Genomic DNA, 24,263 nt, shown 5'->3' with positions numbered 1-24,263 from the left:
ACCGGCGCGGCCGTCATCTGACGCTACCGTCGGGTAGTGCCCGCGCAGCGCGACGGCGACCCGACCCACCGGGTGGACGCCCGGCCGCGCCCGCTGCACAACCTCCGGCGACTGGGCCCCTACCTGCGCCCGTACGCGGTGGAGTGGTGCCTGCTGCTGCTCGCGGCGCTGGCCGCCACCGCGGCCGGCCTGGCGGTGCCGCTGGTGGTGCAGCGGGTGGTCGACGGCCCGATCGCCCGACACGACGCGGACGGGCTGCTCCGCCTCAGCGGCCTGGCCCTGCTGCTCGGGCTCGCCGAGGCGCTGCTGATCTTCATCCGGCGGTGGGCCCAGTCCTCCTCCTCGGTGGGCATGGAGTCGGCCATCCGCGCCGACATCTACGCCCATCTGCAACGGCTCCCGGCCGGCTTCCACGACCGGTGGCAGTCCGGCCAGCTGCTCTCCCGGGTCACCAGCGACCTGTCGGTGATCCGCCGGTTCCTCTCCTTCGGCCTGCTCTTCCTGGTACTCAACCTGATCACCTACCTCGCGGTGGTGGCCCTGCTGATCCGGCTGCACGGCCCGCTGGGGCTGCTGGTGGCGGCCAGCGCGGTGCCGCTGTTCCTGATCAGTCGGCGGTTCGCCCGGCACTACCACGCCGCGTCCCGCCGGATGCAGGACCAGCAGGGCGACGTGGCCACCCTGGTCGAGGAGACCGCGCAGGGCCTGCGCACCATGAAGGCATACGGGCGGGGGCCCGAACTGGCCGCCCGGTTCGGCGAGCGGGCCCGCGCGCTGCACGACACCGGCGTCGACAAGGCCCGGCTGCTGGCCCGTACCTCCGCGCTGCTCGACCTGGTGCCCAACCTGACCCTCGGCGTGGTGCTGGTCTGCGGTGCGGCGCTCGCCGCCCGGGGCACCCTCACCATCGGCGAGCTGGTCGCCTTCGTCAGCCTGCAACTGATGCTGATCTGGCCGGTGCAGTCGCTGGGCTGGATCATCGCGAACGCCCAGGAGGCGGCGACCGCGGCCGACCGGATCCAGGAGGTGCTGGACACCCCGCCGTCCATCGTGGACGCCCCGCACGCGGTCACGCTCGCCCCGGCGGCGGTGCGGGGCCGGCTGCGCTTCGAGGCCGTCTCGTTCCGCTATCCCGGCGCCCCCGAGCCGGTGCTGCGGGAGATCGAGCTGACCGTGGAGCCGGGCGAGACGCTGGCGCTGGTGGGCGCGACCGGGAGCGGCAAGAGCACCCTGCTCTCCCTGGTGCCCCGGCTGCACGAGGTGACCGGCGGGCGGATCACCCTGGACGGGCACGACCTGCGCGACCTGCGGCTGGCCTCGCTGCGCCGGCTGGTCGGGGTGGCCTTCGAGGAGCCGACGCTGTTCTCCATGTCGGTGTGGGAGAACCTCACCCTGGGCCGCCCGGACGCCGACGAGGAGGAGGTGCGGGCCGCGCTGGCGCTGGCCCAGGCCGACTTCGCGTACGACCTGCCGTGGGGGCTGGCGACCCGGGTCGGCGAGCAGGGGCTGTCGCTCTCCGGCGGGCAGCGGCAACGGCTCGCGCTGGCCCGGGCGGTGCTCGGCCGGCCCGCGCTGCTCGTGCTGGACGACCCGCTCTCCGCCCTGGACGTGCACACCGAGGCGCTGGTCGAGGCGGCGCTGAGACGGGTGCTGCGGGACACCACCGCGCTGCTGGTGGTGCACCGACCGTCGACCGTCGCGCTGGCCGACCGGGTGGCGCTGCTCGACGGGGGCCGGATCGCCGCGGTGGGGCGGCACTCCGAGCTGCTCGCCACCGTGCCCGCGTACCGGGCGGTGCTCTCCGCCGAGCCGAACTCCACGGACGGCCTGGTGCGCTCGTGACACCCCGGCTGCCCCGGCAGCGGACCGAGCCACCGGATCTGTCCCGCTGGCGGGGGCTGGCCACCGACCCGGACACCGACCGCAGCCGCGCCGAGGACACCGCACCCGAAGCGGTGGCCCGGCTGCGCGCCCGCAGCCGGGTGCTGCTGGGCGAGCTGCTGCGCCCGCACCGGGGCCGGCTGGGCCTGGCCGTGGGCCTGCTGCTGGCGCAGAACGCGGCCGCCATGTCCGGGCCGTACCTGGTCATGCTCGGCATCGACCGGGCCATCGCGCCGCTGCGGGCCGGCGACGCGCGCCCACTGGCCGCCGTCGCCGGCGCCTTCGTGGTCGCGGCCGTGACCGAGTACGCGGCCCGGCGCGGCTTCCTCACCCTCTCCGCGCGGATCGGCCAGGCCGTCCTGCTGGAGCTGCGCCGGCGGGTGTACGGGCACTTCCTGGGCCTCTCCGTGGGCTTCCACGAGCGCTACACCTCCGGCCGGGTGGTGTCCCGGCTGACCAGCGACCTGGAATCCATCGCCGAGCTGGTCGACGGCGGCATCGACAGCCTGGTGACCGCCGCGCTGTCGGTGCTCTCCGTGGCCGCCATCCTGCTCTGGCTGGACCTGCCGCTGGCCGCGGTCACCCTGCTCGCCTTCCCGTTCCTCTACCTGCTGTCCCGCTGGTTCGCCCGCGCGTCGGCCGACGCGTACCGGCGCAGCCGGGAGGCGGTGGCGCTGGTCATCGTGCACTTCGTGGAGTCGCTGCGGGGCATCCGCGCCGTGCAGGCGTACCGCCGGGAACCGCGCAACCAGCAGATCTTCGGGGCGGTCAACGACGGGTACCGGCGGGCCAACCTGCGGGCGTTCCGCCTGATCGCCACGTACTCGCCGGGGATCAAGGTGATCGGCAACGTCACCGTGGCGGTGGTGCTCGGGTACGGCGGCTGGCGGGTGCTCGACGGCGCGACGGAGGTGGGGGTGCTCGCCGCCTTCCTGCTCTACCTGCGCCGCTTCTTCGAGCCGATGCAGGAGCTGAGCCAGTTCTACAACTCGTTGCAGTCGGCGACGGCGGCGCTGGAGAAGCTGGCCGGGGTGCTCGACGAGCGGCCCGGCGTACCCGAACCGGCGCAGCCGGTGCCGCTGCCCACCGGGCCGGGACGCGGGGCCGTGGCGTTCCGGTCGGTCTCCTTCGGCTACCGGCCGGGCACGCCGATCCTGCTCGGGCTGGACCTGCGGGTGCCGGCCGGGCAGACGGTCGCGCTGATCGGGCCGACCGGGGCGGGCAAGTCCACCGTCGCCAAGCTGCTGGCCCGCTTCCACGACCCGGACAGCGGCGCCGTCGAGCTGGACGGGATCGACCTGCGCGACCTGGCCGACCCGGAGCTGCGCCGCGCGGTGGTGCTGGTGACCCAGGAGAACCACCTGTTCAGCGGCACGGTGGCGGAGAACATCCGGTTCGGCCGCCCCGGCGCCGACGACGCGGCGGTGCAGGCCGCCGCGCGGGCGATCGGCGCGCACGACTTCATCGCCGCGCTTCCCGACGGGTACGCCACCGAGGTGCACCGACGCGGCGGCCGGCTCTCCGCCGGGCAGCGGCAGCTCGTCGCGTTCGCCCGGGCGTTCCTGGCCGACCCGCGGGTGCTGATCCTCGACGAGGCGACCTCGTCGCTGGACGTGCCGACCGAGCGGCTGGTGCAGCGGGCACTCGCCACCGTGCTGCGCGACCGCACCGCGCTGGTGATCGCGCACCGGCTCTCCACGGTCGAGACCGCCGACCGGGTGCTGGTCCTCGACGGCGGTCGGGTGGTGGAGGACGGACCGCCCGCGCGGCTCGCCGCCGCCGGTGGCCGGTACGCCGCCCTGCACCGGCAGTGGCGCGACTCGCTGGTCTAGCGGGTTGGTCCGCCGGCGCCGCCCGGGGAGACCGGCGCGGGCGACGCCGTGCCGGTGCCCGGCTCGACGCCCGGGTCGCGGCCGAACCGCTCCACCGCCCGGCTGATGCCGAGGAGCAGCACCAGGAGCACGGCGACCGCCGCCGCGTGACCCGGAACCGTGAGCAGCGACTCATCCTCGGGAACGCCGGAGAGCGACCGGATGACCACCGGTGCCAGCGCGAGCGCGGAGAGCACGAGCGCGGCCGGGCCGGTGACCAGGATCCGGAGCACCAGCGTACGGTCGCTGTCCGGCCCGGGCAGCCCCCAGGCGGCCTGGCTCAGCCCGAACGAGAGAGCGAGGCCAAGACCGGCGACGGTCAGCAGTCGCAGGGACGGCAACTCGGTGCGGACCGCCGGGGTGGACAGGAACCCGGCGACCGCGGCCACCAGCAGGCCGAGGGCGTCCCACGGCACGGCCCGGGCGGGGGCGTACCGGCCGAACGCGGCGCCCGCGGTGACGGCGGCGACCGCCGCGAGGACCAGCGGATACCCGGTTTCGGCCCGCGCCGCACTGGTCGTCTGCGCCGCGAGGAGGGCTACCGGGCCGGCGCCGAGGCAGAGCAGCACCCAGCGGGCCGCGACCACCCCACCGACCCGGTACGCGTGGCCGAGAAGCAGCACGCCGACGGCCACCACCAGCAGCACCAGGGACCACTGGCCGAACCCCGCCAGCGCCTGCTGGCGGTCGTGGCCGGACAGGCTGTTCGGGAGCGGGGAGCCGCCCGACAGCGCGGACCGGACGGCCAGGCCGGCCCCGACGAGCGCGCCCGCCGCGCCCACCACGACCACCGGGGCGACCGCCGGTCGGCCCGACGTGGGCAGCGGCGCGTACCGACCCCGCCGGTACGCGACGAGGGCTGCGCAGACCGCCGCGAGCGCGGCGAACCCGAGCTGCGCCGTCACCGGGGACACCGACTCCCGGCCGCGCACCAGAGCATGGACCGTCGCCACGCTCACCGGTTGCAGCACCAGACCGGCGGCCAGCCCGCCGCTGATCAGCCACCGGACCGACCGGGGGGCCTGCGCGACGGCCAGCAGGACGCCGCCCAGCGCCAGCCCCACCTCCAGACCGGCGAGCACCGCGACGATCCGCGCCACGGGGCGGTGGTCGGTGAGCACCAACTCCGCACCGTCGGCGATCCCGTCGGCGGCCAGGGCGACCAGCAGGGCACCCACGACCAACGGCCACGCCGGCAGGCGCGGCAGCAGCGCGGTCGTCGACACCCCGACCACCAGCAGCGCGCACGCGAGCGCGGCCAGCGGGATCAGCGAACTCTGGAACAGGTCGCCGTAGCCGGCCGTTCCCGGGAACTGCCAAGCCGGGACCATGAACGCCATGCCGACGGCGAATGCCGCCAACGCCTCCACCAGCGCGGGCCAGTCCCACCACGCCCGGCGTACACCCACCTCGTCCATGGACCGCCTTCCGGTGTACAGGACCCCGCGATCCTGGCCGCTCTCCCCGCGTGGTGGCTGATGCTCGCACGGCCACCGGCGCGGGCGCTGCCCCGAGACCGGCACCCCGTGGACGGGTCGCCCGGCTAGACTGCCGTGCGTTGATCGGCCCGGCGATCGCCCCAGGGCGACGTCCGGCCGGTCGGGCACAGCCGAAAACACGGGGAGGTTGCGGCGTGCGGATCCGACGACGAGTGGTTGTCGCGGCGGCATTGGTGATCAGCACGGTGGGCGCGGCGACGGTCGCGCTGGCGCGGGAGGACGACGCCGGTCCGGTGCCGGCCGCCGTGACGGCGGGCGCGGTCGAATCGGCCACCGCCGGGACGGCCCCGGCGGATGCGGCGCCCGGCGCGGACAGCGGCATCGGCAGCCGAGCCGGCGCGGGGCGCTCCACGGTGGACACGCGACCGGTCACGGCCGTCGGGCGACCCGCCGCTGAGGTGGCGAAGGACGCGCCCGCCTCGGTGGCCTACCTGAGCAACCGCTACCGGGTCAGCCAGGACGAGGCGGCCCGCCGGGTCGCCCTCCAGGAGTTCTCCGCGCCGCTCGCGGCCACCCTCGCCGCGAGCTACCCCACCGAGTACGCCGGCATGTGGCTGGACCAGGCCGGCGGCGGCGTCCTCACCATCGCGGCCACCGACCCGGCTCCGGTCGCGAAGGCGGTCGCCGGGGTGCCGGACGCCGCCCACGTGAAGGTCGTCCCGGTGCGCCACTCGCTGCGCGACCTCACCGAGGCGGCGGCCCGCGCGGCCGGCGCGCTCGGCGTGACCGCCGGCACCGACGTGGTGGTCGACGAGCAGGCCAACGAGGTGCTGGTCCTCACCGGCGGCGCGGTCGCGGCGGACGACGCCCGGCTGGCCGGCGCGATCGAGGCCGCCGGGGTGCCGGCCCGGACCCGACAGATTCCGCCCTCGATCGAGAAGTCGTGCGACCCGCTCAACTGCGCCCAGGCGCCGATGCGCGGCGGCATCCGGCTGGACGTGCCCCGGGACGACGGCACGGTCGGCGGCTGCACCAGCGCCTTCAACCTGCGGGCGCGGTCCGGGCGGTACTACCTGCTGACCGCCGGGCACTGCGTGGTCGGCGGGCGGCACCTGAACGTCGACCGGACCTGGCACCAGTTCCTCGGACCGAAGGTGCCGGTCGGCGTGGAGTCGACCAGCCCGGTGCTGGCCGAGAACACCACCACGTACGACTACGCGGTGATCCCGTACCAGGACGGCGCGATCGACCGGTGGGCGTACCCGCGGCGGAGCGGCGGCGACCAGGCCAGCCTGGTCAACTACTTCTGCGTGACGGACAACCCGGCCTGCGCCACCACGGACAGCCACGACGTGAAGATCACCGGGTACACCGCCTACAGCGCGGTCCAGATCGGTTGGGTCGTCTGCGCGACCGGCTCGGGGTACACGCCCAAGGCGGGCGAGGTGTACGTCGACTCCGGGGCGGGCGCCGGTTACGTCCCCGGCACCCGCTGCGGCACGGTCACCAGCAAGACCAACGGCCGCATCGGCGTGCGGGTCTGCGCCCGCCCCGGTGACAGCGGCGGCCCGCTCTTCACCGAGTCCGACGGCCGGGCGCTCGGCATCCTGAACGACGGCGACCCGGGCAGCGGCGCCTGCACGAACCCGAACGAGCAGAACTACTACATGCCGGTCTCCACCATCCTGGACCGGGTGAACGCCAACACCGGCCTCGGCATCCAGCTCGCCACCCGGGGCCCGCTGCTCAACCCGATCGGGTCCTCGAACCGTTAGGCGACACCGGCGGATAAGCCGTGGGCAGGGCGACGCGGGCTGCCTACGATCGACGGATGACTGATACGGCGAGGACGGCCCGCGCCGGCGTCCCCGAGCGTCCGACCCTGGACGGGCTCGAGGAGACCTGGGCGCGCCACTGGCAGGAGGAGGGCACGTACGCGTTCGACCGCTCGAAGGAGCGGTCGGACGTGTACGCGATCGACACCCCGCCGCCGACCGTATCGGGCGAGCTGCACATGGGGCACGTCTTCTCGTACACGCACACCGACATGGTGGCCCGCTTCCAGCGGATGCGCGGCCGGACGGTCTTCTACCCGATGGGCTGGGACGACAACGGCCTGCCCACCGAACGGCGGGTGCAGAACGTCTACGGGGTGCGCTGCGACCCGTCGCTGCCGTACGACCCGCACTGGCAGCCGCCCGCGACGCCGGTGAGCGAGGAGCGGCGCAAGGACCCGACGCCGATCGACCGGCGCAACTTCGTGGCGCTGTGCGAACGGCTGACCGCCGCCGACGAGCAGGTCTTCGAGGCGCTGTGGCGGCGGCTCGGGCTGTCGGTGGACTGGTCGCTGACGTACACGACCATCGGGCGGGTGGCGCGGGCGACCAGCCAGCGGGCGTTCCTGCGCAACCTGGCCCGGGGCGAGGCGTACCAGGCGGAGGCGCCGACGCTCTGGGACGTCGGCTTCGCCACCGCGGTGGCCCAGGCGGAGCTGGAGGACCGGGAGCGGCCCGGGGCGTACCACCGGCTGCGGTTCACCGGGCCGGGCGGGCGCGAGGTGCTCATCGACACCACCCGGCCGGAGCTGCTGCCGGCCTGCGTGGCGCTGGTCTGCCACCCCGACGACGAGCGGTACGCGGACCTGGTGGGCCGCTCGGTGCGTAGCCCGATCTTCGCTGTCGAGGTGCCGGTGCGCGCGCACCCGGTGGCGGACCCGGCCAAGGGCACCGGCATCGCGATGGTCTGCACCTTCGGCGACCTGACCGACGTGACCTGGTGGCGGGAGCTGCAGCTGGACACCCGGGTGGTGATCGGCCGGGACGGCCGGCTGCTGCCGGAGCCGCCGCACGGAGTGCCGGCCGAGCCGTACGCCGCCCTGGCCGGGCAGACCGTCAACGGGGCCCGGCGGACCATGGTGCAGTTGCTGGCCGACGCCGGTGACCTGGTCGGCGAGCCGCGCGCGATCACCCACCCGGTGAAGTTCTACGAGCGTGGCGACCGGCCACTGGAGATCGTCTCGACCCGCCAGTGGTACCTGCGCAACGGCGGGCGGGACGCCGGCCTGCGGGAACAGTTGCTGGCCCGGGGCGGCGAGCTGCGCTGGGTGCCGGAGCACATGAAGCACCGGTACGACCACTGGGTGGGCGGGCTGACCGGTGACTGGCTGGTCAGCCGGCAGCGCTTCTTCGGGGTGCCGGTGCCGGTGTGGTACCGGCTCGACGACGTTGGCGAGCCGGACTGGTCCCACCCTCTCACACCGGACGAGGCGATGTTGCCGGTCGATCCGTCCAGCGATCCCGCGCCCGGTTTCGAGGAGTCGCAGCGCGGGCTGCCGGGTGGCTTCGTCGGCGACCCGGACGTGCTGGACACCTGGGCGACCTCCTCGCTGACCCCGCAGATCGTCGGCGGGTGGGAGACCGACCCGGACCTGTTCAGCCGGGTCTTCCCGATGGACCTGCGCCCGCAGGGGCACGACATCATCCGGACCTGGCTCTTCTCCACCGTGGTCCGCGCCCACCTGGAGCACGGCGTGCTGCCCTGGCGGGACGCCGTGCTCTCCGGCTGGATCCTCGACCCGGACCGGAAGAAGATGTCCAAGTCCAAGGGGAACGTGGTGACCCCGATGGCGCTGCTGGAGCAGCACGGCTCCGACGCGGTGCGGTACTGGGCGGCCAACGGCAAGCCCGGCATGGACCTGGCCTTCGACCCGGCGCAGATCAAGGTGGGTCGGCGGCTCGCCACCAAGCTGCTCAACGCCTCCCGGTTCGCCCTGGGGCTGGGCGCCGCGGACGCGTTGCGCGCTCCGGCGACCGCGCCGCTGGACACCGCCATGCTCGCCGAACTCTCCGGCGTGGTCGCCGCCGCGACGTCCGCCTTCGACTCGTACGACCACACGGCGGCGCTCCAGGTCACCGAGGCGTTCTTCTGGCGGTTCTGCGACGACTACATCGAGCTGGTGAAGGAGCGCGCCTACGGCTCCGGGCCGGGTGCCGAGTCGGCGCGGGCGGCGCTGGCCACCGCGCTGTCGGTGCAGTTGCGGCTCTTCGCCCCGGTCCTGCCGTACGTGGCCGAGGAGGTCTGGTCGTGGTGGCGGTACGGCTCGGTGCACCGGGCCACCTGGCCGACCACGTACGAGGTGGGGCGGGCGATCGAGGGCACCGCCGACCCGCAACTGCTGCGGCTGGCCGGGGACGCGCTGGGCCAGGTGCGCCGGGCCAAGTCGGAACGGAAGCTGTCGATGAAGGCGGAGGTGCCGCTGGCCGAGGCGCTCGGCCCCGCCGCCCTGCTGGAGCAGCTCACCCTGATCGCCGACGACCTCCGCGCCGCCGGCCGCATCACCAAACTCGACCTGCTCCCCGACCGCACCCCCGACCTGGTAATCGCCTCCGCCTTCTAACCCCCCACCCCCGAGGTGCGCGCAGTTTCAGAGAAAGAGTGGCCATTCAGGGCGCTGCGGCCACTCTTTCTCTGAAAGTGCATCCCGGGGTGGGGTGGGGGTGGGTGGGGTCAGCTGGTTTCGCCGGCCATGGAGAAGGAGCGGAGGCGGTCGATCGCCAGGACGGTGAAGCCGACCGCGACGACGCCGGTCAGCACCGCCGCGACGGGGACGGAGACGGTGGTCGACAGCAGGTCGGTGGGGGCCATCCGGTCGGCCATGGCGACCACCCACTGCTGGACCGAGAGCACCTTCGTGCCGCGGACGAAGTTGCCCAGCAGCCCCTCCCAGATCAGCACGTAGACCAGGCCGAGCAGGACCGGCCGTCGGGTGAGCAGGCTCAGCGCCAGGAACAGCGCCGAGTACGCCAGCGCGCCGAGCGCCGATGCGGCGGCGAGGGCCAGCCCGAGGCGTACCGAATCGGCGAGCACGCCCGCGACGAAGAGCGGCACGGCGACGGTGGTCGCGCTGACCACGGTGGCCACCGCGAGCTTCGGCAGCACGATCTGCCAGCGCGGCAGCGGCTTGGTGAGGATGTGCACCACGGTGCCGTCGTCGATCTCGGCCCCCAGCACGCCGGTGCCCACGATCAGGGAGACCACCGGCAGCACCACGGCCAGGCCGAGGCCGACCAGCACCGGCGGCCCCCAGTCACCCGGCTCGACCCCGAGCGACCGGCAGAGCATCGCCAGCCCGAGCAGCAGGAGCGGCAACGGCAGCAGGATCAGGAAGCGACGCCGGCCGAACAGCCCGCGCGCGGTGATCCAGGAAACGGTCGACATCAGGCCTCCACCAGGTAGGAGAAGACGCTCTCCAGGGACTCGTCCTCGGGCAGCAACTGCCGGACCCGGACGCCGTGGGCCAGCGCGATCTTCGGCAGCGCCCGGGTGAAGGCGCCGTAGTCGCCGGCCTTGACGGTCAGGCCGGTGCGATCCAGCTCGACGCCGGTGACCGAGGGCTCGGCCATCAGCGCGACCGCCAACGCGCGGTCGTCGGTGGAGCGGACGGTGAACACGTGCGGCCGGTTGGTCATCAGCCGGCGGATGGTCCGGAAGTCCCCGGAGGCGGCGAGCCGGCCGGCCACCATCACCTGCACGGTGCCGGAGACCTGCTCGACCTCCTCCAGGATGTGCGAGCTGAACAGGATCGTCCGGCCCGCGTCGCCGAGAGAGTGCAGCAACCCCATCATGTGCAGCCGCTGGCGCGGGTCCATCCCGTTGAACGGCTCGTCGAGCAGCAGCACCTGCGGGTCGTGCACCAGCGCCGCGGCGACCCGGGCGCGCTGCCGCATGCCCTTGGAGTACGTCCCGATCCGCCGGTCCTGGGCTCCCTCCAGCTCGACCAGGGCGATCGCCCGTCGGGCTGCCGCCGCCGGGTCGGGCAGCCGGTGCAGCTTCGCGCTGGCCAGCACGAACTCGTACGCGGTGAGGAAGGTGTGCACCGCCTCCCGCTCGCTGACCAGCCCGAGCCGGCGGTAGACCTCCGGGTGGCGCCAGGTCGGCTCACCGTCCAGGGTCACCGCGCCCCGGGACGGGGCGAGGAAGCCGGCCATCATGTGCAGCAGGGTCGTCTTGCCGGCGCCGTTCGGCCCGAGCAGGCCGGTCACCCCGGGGCCCAGCCGCATGGTGATGTCGTTGACCGCCACCACGTTGCCGTACCAGCGGGACACCCCGGCCAGGTCGAGGGTGCTGGTGGTGGTGGTCGGGACGCTCGCCGTGGGATCGGCGCTGATCGTGGTCATCGGGCGGCCACCTTCCGGTATCGCAGCAGCAGCAGGGCGACGCAGCCGGCGACCAGCAGCACGGCGGCGAGGGCGTAGACCGGGCCGAAGCCGCCGATGTCCGGTCCACCCTGGTCCTCGGAGACCAGCAGGTCGCCCAGCGACCAGATGCCGACCCCCTGCACGATGGTCGACGGCGAGCCCAGTCCGGCCAGCTCGTTGACGGTGCGGGAGGGCAGGATGGACAGGGTGCCGACGATCGGGGTGGTCATCAGGAAGACCGCCACGATCCCGCCGGCCGCGAACGCCCGCTTGCCGGTGAGCGAGGCGACCAGCAGGCCGACCGAGGCGAAGACGACCGCCCAGAGGCCGGCGTAGAGCAGCCCCGGCAGCAGGTCGAGCAGCTCGTTCCAGACGCCGCGCATCCCGTCGCCGGTGGTGAACGCCGCGCCGAGGAACATCACCAGCTGCGGCGCGCCGAGCAGCAGCCAGAGCGCGCTGACCAGGGCCAGCAGCTTGGCCAGGGCGTAGTCGCCGCGCGGCAGCGGCCGGGAGAAGTACAGCGGCAGCACGCCGCTGCGCAGGTCGCGGGAGACCAGCTCCGGCGCGGCCACCGCGGCGAAGAAGATGACCAGCCAGCTCATCGAGTCGGCGAACTGGGCGTACGTCATCACCACCTCGCCGATCTGGCTGCGGACCGCGGTGGCGCCGGCGGCCACCATGGTGACGATGCCGACCACCAGCCAGGGGAAGATCTTGGCCTTGGCGCTGCGGCCCAGCCCGAAGGCGGTCCGCAGGCCGTGCAGGTAGAGCGCGCCGAAGACGTGCCGGCGGCCGAGGCGGGGGCCGGTGTAGCGCTGGTAGCCGATGTCGTGGATGACGCCGGTCGGCTCAGACATGGCTGGGCTCCCTCGTGGCGAAGAGTTCGGCCACCCGGTGCCGCCGCTGGTCGAGCCGGTGCAGCGGCAGGTCCAGCTCGGCGACCGCGCCGAGGATCAGGTCGTAGGTGGCCTCGTCGGCGAGCGGGACGAGCAGCATCCGCCCGTCCCGGCTGACCGGCAGGTCGAGCGCGGCGAGCCGGGTGGCCAGCTCGTCCGTACCCTCGCTGACCTCGACGGCGAGCACGTCGGTGGCGGTGGTCATGGCGGCGATCGGGCCGGCCCGCAGCAGCCGCCCGCCGTCGATGGCGACCAGCGTGTCGCAGATCCGCTCCACCTCGCCGAGCAGGTGCGAGCAGACCAGCACGGAGATGCCGAACTCGGTGCCGATCCGGTGCACCAGCGCGAGCATGTCGTCCCGGCCGGCCGGGTCGAGGCCGTTGGTCGGCTCGTCGAGCAGCAGCAGGTCCGGGTCGTGCACCAGGGCCTGAGCCAGCTTGACCCGCTGCTTCATGCCGGTCGAGTAGCCGCCGACCGGCCGGTAGCGCTCCTCGTAGAGGCCGACGTGCCGCAGCGCCTCGGACGCCCGCTCGCGGGCCGTCGTCCGGGGCAGGCCGCTGATCCGGCCGAGGTGGGTGACCAGCTCGGCGGCGGTGAGGTCGGGCGGCAGCGCGTCGTGCTCGGGCATGTAACCCACCCGGGCCCGTACGGTCGCCGGGTCGGTGGTCGGGTCGAGGCCGAGCACGGAGACCCGGCCGCTGGTCGGGGCGAGCAGGCCCAGCAGGATCTTGATCAGGGTCGACTTGCCGGCGCCGTTCGCGCCCACCAGGCCGATGATCCCGGGCTCCACCGCGACGGTCAGGTCGGCCAACGCGGTGACCCGACCCCCGTACGTCTTGGTCAGCGACTCGGTCGCTATGAGTGTCACGCCCGTCAGCGTAGGAAGCCGACGCCCGCGGGGGTATCAGGAATCGCCCGGGGTCGCCCCTGAGAACCCGTCCGGGGGACACCGGTCGGATTCCGCGCCCCGGCCCGAGCCCTCGGTAAGGGTTTCGTAACCCGGCGGCCCGATGACCGGGGCGGCCGGGGCCCGGCAGACTGGGCGACGTGGTCACCCGCCTGCTGCGTACCCCGCTGACCTGGGCCGTCGTCGTCGTTCTCGCCGCCGGGGCGGCCGTCGGGCTCTGGTGGTTCCAGCCCTGGAAGGCGGTCACCGACACCCGGGTCGCCGAGCGGCTGTCCGACGTGGACGTGGCCGCCACGCCGTCGGCCGGTCCCGCGCCCACGGGGGGCGCGGGACCGGCCGGGCCGACGCCGACCCCGGCGGGGCCGACGCTGCTCAGCCGGGGCGAGTTCGTCACCCACGAGCACGACACCTCGGGCACCGCCCGGGTCGTCCGCGGCGGTGACGGGCGGCACCGGCTGGAACTGGTGGGCCTGGCCACCTCCAACGGCCCGGACCTGCGGGTCTGGCTGACCGATCAGCCGGTCCGCGCCGGCCGCGCCGGCTGGGACGTCTTCGACGACGGCCGGTGGGTCGAGCTGGGCCGGCTCAAGGGCAACCGTGGCGACCAGGCGTACGACATCCCGCCGGGCACCGATCTGGCCGGGCTGACCAGCGTGTCCATCTGGTGCAAGCGGTTCGCGGTCTCGTTCGGGGCCGCCCCGCTCACCCCGACCGGTTGAGCCGTCCCCAACCGCCCGGACCGCAGTGGAGTGGCGCTCTCGACCGATCGCCGGTCGGCTGCGAAACTGTGTGCCGGTCGGCGAGTGAGGGGTACGGATGAGCAACGGGTGGGTGCTGCCCGACGAGGTGCTTCGGGACGCGCCGGCGTACACGCCGCGCCCGGGTGAGCTGGCCGATCTGGAGCTGTTGCTGACCGGGGCGTACGCCCCGCTGACCGGCTTCATGACCCGCGCCGACCTGGCCTCGCTGCAGCGTCGCGGCCGGCTCGCCGACGGCACGCCGTGGCCGGTGCCGGTGACCCTCCAGGTGCCGGCGGCGCTGGCCGCCGGGCTGGACCCGGCCGACCCGGGACGCCGCACGCTGGTGCTCAGCGACGGCGAGGGTGCACCGGTGGCCGCGCTGGAGGTCGCCGACGTCTGGGCGGCCCGCGAGGGTGTGGCCGGGGTGGGTGGCCCGGTCAGCCGGCTCGGCGACGGCGGGCACGGCCCGTTCCAGCGGCTGCGCCGCAGCCCGGAGGAGGTCCGGGCGCTGCTGCCCCCGGGCCGGGTGCTCGGCGTGATCGCCGACCGGCCCCTGCACCGGCCGCAGCTGGCGCAGATCGCGCACGCCGCCCGTACCCTGGGCGCCCACCTGCTGGTGATGATCCCGGTAGGTGAGGGCGGCTCCGCTGGCCTGCCGTCGGAGGCCCTGGTCCGCAGCGTCTTCGCCGCCCGCGACCGGATGCCCCCGGCGACCCTGGTCGCGGTGCCGATGCCGCGCGGCCGCGACGAGATCGGCGACGCCCTGCTGCGGGCCCGGATCTCCGCCGCGTACGGGGTGACCCACCTGCTCTCCACCGGCGAGATGCTCTCCGGCGCCGGCCTGCGGGTGCTGGTGCCCCGCGAGCTGGCCTACGACAACCGGGACGGGCAGTGGCGCTGGCGGGAGGACATCCCGCCGCGCAACCGGCGGCTGGCGCTGCGCCAGGAGGAGATCGACGACCTGCTGGACCGGGGCTTCCCGCTGCCCGAGTGGCACACCCCGCCGGCGGTGGCCAAGGAGCTGAGCCGGGCCCGCCCGCCGCGGCGGCACCGGGGTCTGGTGGTGTTCCTGACCGGCCTGTCCGGCTCCGGCAAGTCGACCATCGCCCGTGGGCTGGCGGACGTGCTGCGGGAGCAGGGCGACCGCACGGTGACCCTGCTCGACGGCGACGTGGTGCGCCGGGAGCTGTCGGCGGGGCTGGGCTTCAGCCGGGCGGATCGGGACGCCAACGTCCGCCGGATCGGCTGGGTGGCGGCCGAGGTCGCCCGGCACCGGGGGGTGGGCATCTGCTGCCCGATCGCCCCGTACGCCCAGGCGCGGGCGACCGCCCGGGAGATGGCGCTGGCGGCGGGGGCCGGTTTCGTGCTGGTCCACGTGGCCACCCCGCTGGAGGTGTGCGAGCGGCGTGACCGCAAGGGCCTGTACGCCCGGGCCCGGGCCGGCCTGCTCACCGGGATGACCGGCGTCGACGACCCGTACGAGGAGCCGACCGACGCCGAGATCGTGGTAGACACCACCGACCTGACCGTCGACGAGGCGGTGCTGTCGGTGATGAACCACCTCACCGAGACCGGCTGGGTGGAGCCCCGCCTCCAGTCCGCCTGATTCCCGCCAGGGTCACCTTCCGTCGCTGCCCCCTGCGCGCTAGTGTTCATCTTTGTTGGAACACGTTTGAGCGCGTGTGAGAGTGCGCGGGAGCCGGAGGTACGGACGGATGCTGGCGCGGCAGCGGCAGGCGGCCATCCTCGACCGGGTCCGCACCACCGGTGGCGTCCGCGTCACCGAGCTGGCGGCCGAGTTCGGCGTCTCCGACATGACCATCCGGCGTGATCTGGAGACGCTGCACGAGCAGGGCCTGCTGGCCAAGGTGCACGGTGGCGCCACCGTCCCCGGCCCCAGCTCCACCGACGAGCCGGGCTTCCACGCCAAGTCGGTGCGGCAGCTCGCGGAGAAGGCCGCCATCGCCGGCCGGGCCGCCGAGCTGGTCCACCCCGGCGCGGCGGTCGCGCTGTCGGCCGGCACCACCACCGCCGAGCTGGCCCGCCGCCTGGTCGACGTGCCCGGGCTGACCGTGGTGACCAACTCGCTGCCGGTGGCCGAGATCCTGCACGCGCAGGGCCGCACCGACCAGACCGTGGTGCTCACCGGCGGGGTGCGCACCCCGTCCGACGCGCTGGTCGGCCCGCTGGCCGTGGAGGCGATCCGCTCCCTGCACCTGGACCTGCTCTTCCTCGGCGTGCACGGGATCACCGAGCGGGCCGGCTTCACCACACCGAACCTGATGGAGGCGGAGACCGACCGGGCCCTGGTGGCCGCCGCCGACCGGTTGGTGGTGCTGGCCGACCACACCAAGTGGGGCACCGTGGGCATCTCCTCGATCGTCGGCCTCGGCGCGGCCGACGTGCTGGTCACCGACGACCGGCTGGCTCCCGAGGCGCGCCGGGTACTGGACGAGAAGGTGGGCGAGCTGGTGGTCGTGGCGAGCACGGGCCGGGCGACGACGGAGGGGACGGCGCGGTGAAAAAGCGTACGGCGATCGAACTGGCGGACGGCCGTGAGCTGATCTACTTCGACGAACGGGACGACGCGGTCCGCGACCAGCCGGACCGGCGCGAGCTGCCCCCTCCCCCGCCCGCCTCCCAGCTGCGGTACGACCCGCTGACCGACGAGTGGGTGGCGGTGGCGGTGCACCGGCAGACCCGCACCTTCCTCCCCCCGGCCGACCAGTGCCCGCTCTGCCCCACCCGGGGCGACCGGCTCAGCGAGATCCCGGCCCCCGACTACGACGTGGCCGTGTTCGAGAACCGGTTCCCCTCGCTGAGCCAGCGGGTGGCCGACGAGCCGGCCGAGATCACCCCGTTCACCCCGGTACGCCCGGGCCGGGGCCGCTGCGAGGTGGTCTGCTTCACCGACGACCACAACGCCTCGTTCGCCGGCCTGCCGCCGCGCCGGGTGCGCACCGTGCTGGACGCGCTGGCCGACCGGACCGTGGCGCTCGCCGAGCTGCCCGGCGTCGAGCAGGTGTTCTGCTTCGAGAACCGGGGCGTGGAGATCGGGGTGACCCTGCACCACCCGCACGGGCAGATCTACGCGTACCCGTTCCTGACGCCGCGGACCCGGTCGCTGCTGGCCGCCGCCCGCCGGCACGCCGAGCGCACCGGCGGGGGCAACCTCTACGCCGACGTCCTCGCCGCCGAGCGGGCCGCCGGCGACCGGGTGGTCACCAGCAACGAGCACTGGACGGCGTACGTCCCGGCGGCCGCCCGCTGGCCGTTCGAGGTGCACGTGGCGCCGCACCGGCCGGTGCCCGACATCCCGGCGTTGACCGACGCCGAGCGGGACGCGTTCGGCCCGCTCTACCTGGACGTGCTGCGCCGCTTCGACCGGCTCTTCGACCTGCCGATGCCGTACATCTCGGCCTGGCACCAGGCGCCGGTGCGGATCGACCGGGAGCTGGGTCACCTGCACCTTCAGCTGTTCAGCATCCGGCGGGCCAAGGACAAGCTGAAGTACCTGGCCGGCTCGGAGTCCGGCATGGGGGTCTTCATCAACGACATCGCGCCCGAGCGGGCCGCGGAGCGGCTCCGCGCCGCCTGACCCCGGTCCGTGTCCCGGCGGCGGTATGCGGCCACGCCAGGGGAACAGGGCGCGGGGGGCCCGGGACAGGGCCCCCGCAGGGAAGGGACGGCTGGCTGTGCGCGACAGCCGGGAAGGTTGGCTGATCGGCACTCGTGCCGCGAGGCGATCGCGGTCAACCTTCCTGGACGAGACTGGCATCACGTCCACCCACTTCAACGACCCACGCCCACCCCGGTGACGCCGGGGGCTGCGCCCACGGATTGATCGCCACCGTTCGCGGCGGGTCGCGCGGTCCGCTCGCTCGGACACCGCGGCGCGGCCCGGATACGACGGAGCCCGCCGGCGGCAGCCGGCGGGCCCGGTCGGTGACGCGGTACGAGGATCAGGCGGCGAGCTTGCGCGCCAGGTTCTCGTCGAGCGCGTTCATGAACTCGTCGGTGGTCAGCCACGGGGCGTCCCGCGAGATGAGCAGCGAGAGGTCCTTGGTCATCTGGCCGCCCTCGACGGTGTCCACGATGACCTGCTCCAGGGTGTTGGCGAACTCGGTGACCGCCTGGGTGCCGTCCAGCTTGCCCCGGTGGGCCAGGCCCCGGGTCCAGGCGTAGATCGACGCGATCGGGTTGGTCGAGGTCTTCTCGCCCTTCTGCCACTGCCGGTAGTGCCGGGTGACCGTGCCGTGCGCGGCCTCGGCCTCGACGGTGCGGCCGTCCGGGGAGAGCAGGACCGAGGTCATCAGGCCGAGCGAGCCGAAGCCCTGGGCGACGGTGTCGGACTGCACGTCACCGTCGTAGTTCTTGCAGGCCCAGACGTAGCCGCCCTCCCACTTGAGCGCGGCGGCGACCATGTCGTCGATCAGCCGGTGCTCGTAGGTGATGCCGGCGGCGTCGAACTCGGCCTTGAACTCGTTCTCGAACACCTCGGCGAAGACGTCCTTGAACCGGCCGTCGTACGCCTTGAGGATGGTGTTCTTGGTGGACAGGTAGACCGGGTAGTTGCGGTCCAGGCCGTACCGGAACGAGGCCCGGGCGAAGTCCCGGATCGAGTCGTCGAAGTTGTACATGCCCATGGCGATGCCGCCGCCGGGGAAGTTGGCGACCTCCATCTCCATCGGGGCGCCGCCGTCGGCCGGGGTGTAGGTGATGGTCACCGTGCCCGGGCCGGGGACGACGAAGTCGGTGGCCTTGTACTGGTCACCGTGGGCGTGCCGGCCGATGATGATCGGCTTGGTCCAGCCGGGGACGAGCCGCGGCACGTTGGACATGATGATCGGCTCGCGGAAGACGACGCCGCCGAGGATGTTGCGGATGGTGCCGTTCGGCGACCGCCACATCTTCTTCAGGCCGAACTCCTCGACCCGGGCCTCGTCCGGGGTGATGGTCGCGCACTTGACGCCGACGCCGTGCTCCTTGATGGCGTTGGCGGCGTCGACGGTGACCTGGTCGTCGGTCTCGTCCCGGTGCTGGATCGAGAGGTCGTAGTAGTGCAGGTCGACGTCGAGGTAGGGCAGGATCAGCTGCTCACGGATCTGCTTCCAGATGATCCGGGTCATCTCGTCGCCGTCGAGCTCCACGACCGGGTTGTTTACCTTGATCTTCGCCATCGACCGGCGCTCCTCTCGGGGGACACGTGCTCAAGCAGTACGAGCGTACTGGAAACGGGCCGGCACCCCCCAGCCGGCCTCGGTCGGCCGGATAACCGGACGCCCGGCACGGGAGATCACTGGCATCATCACCCGATGCCATTGAGCCGTACCCTCGGGTCTATCACGGTCACCGCGCTCACCGACGGCGAGGGGCCGTTCTTCCAGCCCCGCACCGAGGCGTTCCCCGACGCCACCGCGGCGCACTGGCGCGAGGCGGACCGGCGCGACCCGGCCTCGGTCACCGCCGACGGCCGCTGGTGGCTGCCGTTCCGCAGCTTCGCGTTCCGCACCGGCGACGGACCGGTCACGCTGGTCGACGCCGGCATCGGACCGGCCGGCTCGCCCGCCGCGAGCTGGGCGCCGGTGCCGGGGCGGCTCCCCGCCGAACTGGCCGCCGCCGGCATCGACCCCGCCGACGTGCGCACCGTCGTCCTCACCCACCTGCACAGCGACCACATCGGCTGGGCGGTCACCGGCACGCCCGGCCGCCCGTACTTCCCGAACGCCGACTACCTGGTGCAGCGGGCCGAGCTGGACGCGATGGAGACGATCAACCCCGGGCTGCCGGCCGGCCTGGTCGCGCCGTTGCGCGCCGCCGGCCAGCTCCGGGTGGTCGACGGCGACACCCCGCTCACCCCGGGGGACGCCTGCTGAGCACCCCCGGGCACACCCCCGGCCACCAGTCGGTGCTGGTCGACTCCGGCGACGAGCGCCTCCTGCTCACCGGCGACCTCCTGGTGCATGCCGTGCAACTCGTCGACCCCGACCTGGCCTACGCCCACGAGGAGGACTTGCCGACCGCCCGCACCTCCCGCAAGACCCTCCTCCACACCCTCGCCACCACCCCCACCCCCACCCACCTGGCCACCCCCCACCTGGGCACCCCCTTCCCCCCCTCTAGCCCCCTCCCCCACCCGCGCTCCCCCTCCCCGCCCTCCCTCGCGTTGATCAAGAAGTTTGCGTCATCCCAAGCGGCGTTTCTGACGCAGACTTGTTGATCAGGGCGGTGGGGCGGCCGGCCGGCGGGTTGGGTGGGGATGTGGAAGGGGGCACGCCGGTGGTGCTGGCGTGCCCCCTTTGGGTGGTGCTGGTGGATCACATGCTGGCGATGTCGCCCTGCTTGGCGCGGACGGCCTCGGCGGCCTCCTTCAGGCTGGCCAGCTCGTCGGCGTCCAGGTCGGTCTCGACGACCCGCTTGACGCCCTCGGCACCGATCTCGGCCTCGACACCCAGGTAGACGCCGGAGATGCCGTACTCGCCGTCGACCCAGGCGCAGACCGGCATGACCTCCCCGGAGTCCTCCGCGACGGCCTTGGCCATCCGGGCGGCGGCGGCCGACGGGGCGTAGTACGCCGAGCCGGTCTTCAGCAGCGCCACCACCTCGGCGCCACCGTTGCGGGTCTTGACGACCAGCTCCTCGATCTGCTCGGCCGGCATCGCGTCGCGCAGCGGCTTGCCGTTCACCGTGCTCTTCGACGGCACCGGGACCATGGTGTCGCCGTGCGAGCCGAGGGTCAGGGTCCGGACCGACTTCACCGGCACCTGGAGGGCCTCGGCGACGAAGTTGGTGAACCGGGCGGTGTCGAGCATGCCGGCCTGGCCGAGCACCCGGTTCTTCGGGAACTGGGTGGCGAGCTGGGCCAGCGCGGTCATCTCGTCCAGCGGGTTGGAGACCACGATGACGACCGCGTTCGGGGCGTACTTGGCGACGTTCTCGGCCACCTGACGGACGATCTTGGCGTTCGTCTCCAGCAGGTCCATCCGACTCATGCCCGGCTTGCGCGGGAGGCCGGCGGTGATGACGACGACGTCCGAGCCCTCGATGGCCTCGTAGCCCTCGCCGTTCGGGCCGGTGGTGACGCCGACGACCTTGGTCTCGAAGCCCTCGACCGCGCGGGACTGGTTGAGGTCCAGCGCGAGACCCGCCGGCTTGCCCTCCACGATGTCGGTGATCACGACGGTGTCGAAGACGTCGTACTCGGCCAGGCGCTGTGCGGTGGTGGAGCCGTAGAAGCCGGCCCCGACGACAGTGACCTTCTTACCCATGGTCGTCCCACTCCCTGATACCAGTCGGTTTTCCGGACCGTATCAGTCATCCTGGCACCGATCCGGCCAGGGGCGGCGGGCATCGCCGGGATGGGGCGAACGTCACCGCCGCCCGGTTCGCCCCGGCTCAGCCGCGCTCGGCGCGCTCGACCACGTTGGTCAGCAGCATGGCGCGGGTCATCGGACCCACGCCGCCCGGCATCGGGACCAGCCCGCCGGCCACCTCGGTCACCTGCGGGTCGACGTCACCGGTGTAGCGGCCCTTGCCGTCCGGCCCGATCACCCGGGTGATGCCGACGTCGACCACCACGGCACCGGGGCTGACCATGTCGGCGGTGAGCAGGCCGGGCACGCCGGCGGCCACGATGACGATGTCGGCGGCGCGGGTGTGCGAGGCGAGGTCGAGGGTGCCGGTGTGGCACAGCGTCACGGTGGCGTTCTCGCTGCGCCGGGTGAGCAGCAGACCCAGCGGACGGCCGACGGTGTTGCCCCGGCCGACCACGGCGACCGTCGCGCCGCGCAGTGGCACGTCGTGCCGGCGGAGCAGCTCGACGATGCCGCGCGGGGTGCAGGGCAGCGGGGCGTCGTAGCCCAGCACCAGCCGGCCGAGGTTCACCGGGTGCAGGCCGTCGGCGTCCTTGTCCGGGTCGATCATCTCCAGCGCGCGCTGGGTGTCCAGGTGGGCCGGGAGCGGCAGCTGGACGATGTAGCCGTGACAGGCCGGGTCGGCGTTCAGCTCGGCGAGGACCGCGTCGACCTGCTGCTGGGTGGCGTCGGCGGGCAGCTCGCGGCGGATGGAGGCGATCCCGACCTCGGCGCAGTCCCGGTGCTTGCCGTTGACGTACGCCTGGGAGCCCGGGTCCGCCCCGACCAGGACGGTGCCGAGGCCCGGGGTGATGCCGCACTCCGCGAGCGCCTTGACCCGCGTCCGCAACTCGTCCTTGATCTCCGCCGCGGTCGCCTTGCCGTCCAGGATCGTCGCCGTCACGTCCAGATCGTCTCACGGCGACGGCCGCAGGTTGGGACGACGACCAACCGTGACTTTCCGTGACGTGCGCTTAATCACCCAGAGTAACCATGTGTGGAGTCAACCACAACCGAGGGCGGACAGCGGGCGTGACACAGCACAGACCGGACAACAAGCCGGCAGGCACGCACGGCGATCCGGAGCGCGCCCCGGGCGCGGAACGCCAGCCTCGAAGCCGACATTGAGCAGCGGCTTCGCCGCACCACCGATAGCAGAGGGGTGGAAGCGCGACAAGACCCGGGCAGCCCTTCCGTTACTGGTTCGCAACGCTCTCGTTGCCGAACAGCCGGCCGCGACCTACCGTTGCCCAACGTTGCGCAGCGTTACCCAGCGCCGGGCCAGACTGCGCAGCGTGAGGAGATGAGGAGACTCAATGCGAGTTCGTAGGCTTGCCGCCTGGACCGCTCTCCCGCTCGCGGTGACGCTTGGCCTGGTGGCCTGCGGCTCGGGCGGCGACGGCGGATCAGGGAAGAGCGACCCCAACGCGGCCGTGCGGATCGAGATCGCCGAGCCGCAGCACCTGGTGCCCACCAACACCAACGAGACCAGTGGTTCGCAGGTGCTCGCCGCCCTGTTCAGCCCGCTGGTCGACTATGACGAGGCCAACAAGCCGTACGAGGTGGCGGCCGAGTCGGTGACGTCGTCGGACAACAAGGTCTGGACGATCAAGCTGAAGGACGGCTACACCTTCCACAACGGCGAGAAGGTCACGGCCGAGAGCTACATCGACGCCTGGAACTACGGCGCGTACGCCCCCAACGGTCAGAACTCGAGCTACTTCTTCGAGAAGGTCGCCGGCTACGCGGACCTGCAGGGCGAGAAGCCGGCCGCGAAGACGCTGTCCGGGCTGAAGAAGGTCGACGACCTCACCTTCACCGTGACGCTGACCGAGCCGTACAGCGAGTTCAAGACGATGCTCGGCTACACGGCCTTCTACCCGCTGCCGAAGGTGGCCTTCTCCGCCCCGGGCGTGCTGGCCGAGGGCTACGAGCAGGCGCCGGTCGGTCAGGGCCCGTTCAAGATCAAGGGCACCTGGCAGCACGACGCCAAGGTCGAGGTCGAGAAGTACGACGCCTTCCCCGGCCAGAAGCCGAAGGTGGCCGGCGTCGAGTTCCGGATCTACCAGCAGCCGACCGCGGCCTACGCGGACGTGCTCTCGGACAACCTGGACGTCATCAAGACCATCCCGACCGAGAGCCTGTCGACGGCCGCCACCGACCTCGGTGACCGGTTCCAGCAGAGCCCGGCCTCGTCGCTGCAGGTGCTGTCGTTCCCGACGTTCCAGAAGGAATTCAGCAAGCCCGAGGTCCGCAAGGCGATCTCCATGGCGATCGACCGGGACGAGATCACCAAGTCGATCTTCAAGGACTCGCAGCAGCCGGCCCGTTCCTTCGTCTCGCCGGTCGTGGCCGGCTACCGGGAGAACACCATCGGCGCGGCGGGCGAGTTCGACCCGGCCAAGGCCAAGGCGATGTACCAGGCCGCGGGTGGCCCGTCCAAGATCGAGCTGTCGTACAACGGCGACGGCGGTCACAAGGACTGGATCGACGCGACCTGCAACCAGCTCAAGGCCAACCTGGGCGTGGAGTGCGTCGGCACCGCCGAGCCCAAGTTCGCGGACCTGCTGACCAAGCTCAAGGCGAAGCAGCCGGTCGGCCTGTTCCGGATGGGCTGGGTCATGGACTACCCGTCCATGGAGAACTACCTGGGCCCGCTGTACAGCACCAACGGTTCCTCGAACTACTACGGCTACAGCAACCCCGAGTTCGACAAGCTGCTGGCCGAGGGCGCCAAGGCGCCGAACGAGGAAGAGGCGATCAAGAAGTACCAGGCGGCGGAGGACCTCCTGGCCGAGGACCTGCCGGTGATCCCGCTGCGGTACGGCCAGAACAACTTCGGGCACTCGACCAAGGTCAAGAACGTGGAGATGGATCTCTTCGACCGGGTCGACCTGCTGAAGATCGAGGCCGTCAAGTAACAGCGCTGGTGGGGTCGGGTCACCGCGAGGTGGCCCGACCCGCCACGCCCTTCGCCCCT

17 protein-coding genes and 1 pseudogene are annotated in these 24,263 nt (G+C 73.1%); 10 read left to right on the top strand and 8 right to left on the bottom strand.

The window, feature by feature from the left end:
• Positions 1–36: 36 nt before the first annotated feature.
• Both GA0074696_RS07290 and GA0074696_RS07285 read left to right on the top strand, forming a co-directional pair.
• A complete protein-coding gene (locus tag GA0074696_RS07290) occupies positions 37–1,842 on the top strand; it encodes an ABC transporter ATP-binding protein (RefSeq protein WP_088960383.1) in 1,806 nt (601 codons plus the stop codon).
• Positions 1,839–3,713 (top strand): ABC transporter ATP-binding protein, encoded by a 1,875-nt coding sequence (locus tag GA0074696_RS07285; RefSeq protein ID WP_088960382.1) that lies wholly within the window; start codon positions 1,839–1,841, stop codon positions 3,711–3,713. Before GA0074696_RS07290 ends, GA0074696_RS07285 begins: the two co-directional genes overlap by 4 nt.
• On the opposite strand, the gene GA0074696_RS07280 is transcribed toward GA0074696_RS07285, so the two are convergent.
• A complete protein-coding gene (locus GA0074696_RS07280) occupies positions 3,710–5,170 on the bottom strand; it encodes a hypothetical protein (protein ID WP_088960381.1) in 1,461 nt (486 codons plus the stop codon). The genes GA0074696_RS07285 and GA0074696_RS07280 overlap by 4 nt on opposite strands.
• Before the next feature lie 254 nt (positions 5,171–5,424).
• Between GA0074696_RS07280 and GA0074696_RS07275 the strand changes: the two genes are divergently transcribed.
• A complete protein-coding gene (locus GA0074696_RS07275) occupies positions 5,425–6,966 on the top strand; it encodes a trypsin-like serine protease (protein ID WP_088960380.1) in 1,542 nt (513 codons plus the stop codon).
• Between the two features lie 56 nt (positions 6,967–7,022).
• The gene (gene valS / locus GA0074696_RS07270) at positions 7,023–9,587 is read left to right on the top strand and encodes a valine--tRNA ligase (protein WP_088960379.1); all 2,565 of its coding nucleotides are present in this window, start codon (positions 7,023–7,025) and stop codon (positions 9,585–9,587) included.
• A 110-nt stretch (positions 9,588–9,697) separates the two neighbouring features.
• On the opposite strand, the gene GA0074696_RS07265 is transcribed toward valS, so the two are convergent.
• Genes GA0074696_RS07265 through GA0074696_RS07250 form a run of 4 tightly spaced genes read right to left on the bottom strand, consistent with a single transcriptional unit; the run spans position 9,698 to position 13,152 of the window.
• Positions 9,698–10,408: an ABC transporter permease gene (locus tag GA0074696_RS07265; RefSeq protein ID WP_088960378.1), complete on the bottom strand. Its 711-nt coding sequence runs from the start codon at positions 10,406–10,408 to the stop codon at positions 9,698–9,700.
• A complete protein-coding gene (locus GA0074696_RS07260) occupies positions 10,408–11,367 on the bottom strand; it encodes an ABC transporter ATP-binding protein (protein WP_088960377.1) in 960 nt (319 codons plus the stop codon). The genes GA0074696_RS07265 and GA0074696_RS07260 overlap by 1 nt, the downstream gene beginning before the upstream one ends.
• Positions 11,364–12,245 (bottom strand): ABC transporter permease, encoded by an 882-nt coding sequence (locus GA0074696_RS07255; RefSeq protein ID WP_088960376.1) that lies wholly within the window; start codon positions 12,243–12,245, stop codon positions 11,364–11,366. Before GA0074696_RS07255 ends, GA0074696_RS07260 begins: the two co-directional genes overlap by 4 nt.
• Positions 12,238–13,152 (bottom strand): ABC transporter ATP-binding protein, encoded by a 915-nt coding sequence (locus GA0074696_RS07250; RefSeq protein WP_088960375.1) that lies wholly within the window; start codon positions 13,150–13,152, stop codon positions 12,238–12,240. The genes GA0074696_RS07255 and GA0074696_RS07250 overlap by 8 nt, the downstream gene beginning before the upstream one ends.
• A 179-nt stretch (positions 13,153–13,331) precedes the next feature.
• Here GA0074696_RS07250 and GA0074696_RS07245 point away from each other — a divergent pair, with 179 nt between their 5' ends.
• From GA0074696_RS07245 to galT, 4 genes are all read left to right on the top strand, one after another.
• Positions 13,332–13,910 (top strand): DM13 domain-containing protein, encoded by a 579-nt coding sequence (locus tag GA0074696_RS07245; RefSeq protein WP_088960374.1) that lies wholly within the window; start codon positions 13,332–13,334, stop codon positions 13,908–13,910.
• A 97-nt stretch (positions 13,911–14,007) separates the two neighbouring features.
• Positions 14,008–15,537, top strand: a complete 1,530-nt coding sequence (gene cysC, locus GA0074696_RS07240) for an adenylyl-sulfate kinase (protein WP_088960373.1) — start codon at positions 14,008–14,010, stop codon at positions 15,535–15,537.
• A gap of 109 nt (positions 15,538–15,646) precedes the next feature.
• The gene (locus GA0074696_RS07235) at positions 15,647–16,453 is read left to right on the top strand and encodes a DeoR/GlpR family DNA-binding transcription regulator (protein WP_088960372.1); all 807 of its coding nucleotides are present in this window, start codon (positions 15,647–15,649) and stop codon (positions 16,451–16,453) included.
• On the top strand, positions 16,450–17,529 hold the full coding sequence (gene galT, locus GA0074696_RS07230; RefSeq protein ID WP_088960371.1) for a galactose-1-phosphate uridylyltransferase: 1,080 nt from the start codon (positions 16,450–16,452) through the stop codon (positions 17,527–17,529). The genes GA0074696_RS07235 and galT overlap by 4 nt, the downstream gene beginning before the upstream one ends.
• A 364-nt stretch (positions 17,530–17,893) precedes the next feature.
• On the opposite strand, the gene GA0074696_RS07225 is transcribed toward galT, so the two are convergent.
• On the bottom strand, positions 17,894–19,111 hold the full coding sequence (locus GA0074696_RS07225) for an NADP-dependent isocitrate dehydrogenase (RefSeq protein ID WP_088960370.1): 1,218 nt from the start codon (positions 19,109–19,111) through the stop codon (positions 17,894–17,896).
• A gap of 135 nt (positions 19,112–19,246) precedes the next feature.
• Here GA0074696_RS07225 and GA0074696_RS31675 point away from each other — a divergent pair.
• Positions 19,247–20,049: pseudogene (locus GA0074696_RS31675) on the top strand (MBL fold metallo-hydrolase); the annotation flags it as partial.
• Positions 20,050–20,248: 199 nt separating this feature from the next.
• On the opposite strand, the gene mdh reads toward GA0074696_RS31675, so the two are convergent.
• Complete coding sequence (gene mdh, locus GA0074696_RS07215) at positions 20,249–21,199, bottom strand: malate dehydrogenase (protein WP_088960369.1); 951 nt, start codon at positions 21,197–21,199, stop codon at positions 20,249–20,251.
• A gap of 127 nt (positions 21,200–21,326) precedes the next feature.
• Positions 21,327–22,187 (bottom strand): bifunctional methylenetetrahydrofolate dehydrogenase/methenyltetrahydrofolate cyclohydrolase, encoded by an 861-nt coding sequence (locus tag GA0074696_RS07210; RefSeq protein ID WP_088960368.1) that lies wholly within the window; start codon positions 22,185–22,187, stop codon positions 21,327–21,329.
• Positions 22,188–22,599: 412 nt separating this feature from the next.
• Here GA0074696_RS07210 and GA0074696_RS07205 point away from each other — a divergent pair, with 412 nt between their 5' ends.
• Complete coding sequence (locus tag GA0074696_RS07205; protein ID WP_088960367.1) at positions 22,600–24,204, top strand: peptide ABC transporter substrate-binding protein; 1,605 nt, start codon at positions 22,600–22,602, stop codon at positions 24,202–24,204.
• Positions 24,205–24,263 lie beyond the last annotated feature (59 nt).

Origin of the sequence: Micromonospora purpureochromogenes (genome assembly GCF_900091515.1) — a bacterium.
Lineage (GTDB): Bacteria > Actinomycetota > Actinomycetes > Mycobacteriales > Micromonosporaceae > Micromonospora > Micromonospora purpureochromogenes.
Note: the sequence above shows the minus strand (reverse complement) of the source record. Positions and strands in the feature narration are given on the sequence as shown.

Coding starts and splice junctions, on each gene's coding strand:
- GA0074696_RS07280 (WP_088960381.1), bottom strand. CDS start 5,170: ATGGACGAGGTGGGTGTACGCCGGGCGTGGTGGGACTGGCCCGCGCTG.
- valS (WP_088960379.1), top strand. CDS start 7,023: ATGACTGATACGGCGAGGACGGCCCGCGCCGGCGTCCCCGAGCGTCCG.
- GA0074696_RS07265 (WP_088960378.1), bottom strand. CDS start 10,408: ATGTCGACCGTTTCCTGGATCACCGCGCGCGGGCTGTTCGGCCGGCGT.
- GA0074696_RS07260 (WP_088960377.1), bottom strand. CDS start 11,367: ATGACCACGATCAGCGCCGATCCCACGGCGAGCGTCCCGACCACCACC.
- GA0074696_RS07255 (WP_088960376.1), bottom strand. CDS start 12,245: ATGTCTGAGCCGACCGGCGTCATCCACGACATCGGCTACCAGCGCTAC.
- cysC (WP_088960373.1), top strand. CDS start 14,008: ATGAGCAACGGGTGGGTGCTGCCCGACGAGGTGCTTCGGGACGCGCCG.
- GA0074696_RS07235 (WP_088960372.1), top strand. CDS start 15,647: ATGCTGGCGCGGCAGCGGCAGGCGGCCATCCTCGACCGGGTCCGCACC.
- GA0074696_RS07225 (WP_088960370.1), bottom strand. CDS start 19,111: ATGGCGAAGATCAAGGTAAACAACCCGGTCGTGGAGCTCGACGGCGAC.
- mdh (WP_088960369.1), bottom strand. CDS start 21,199: ATGGGTAAGAAGGTCACTGTCGTCGGGGCCGGCTTCTACGGCTCCACC.
- GA0074696_RS07205 (WP_088960367.1), top strand. CDS start 22,600: ATGCGAGTTCGTAGGCTTGCCGCCTGGACCGCTCTCCCGCTCGCGGTG.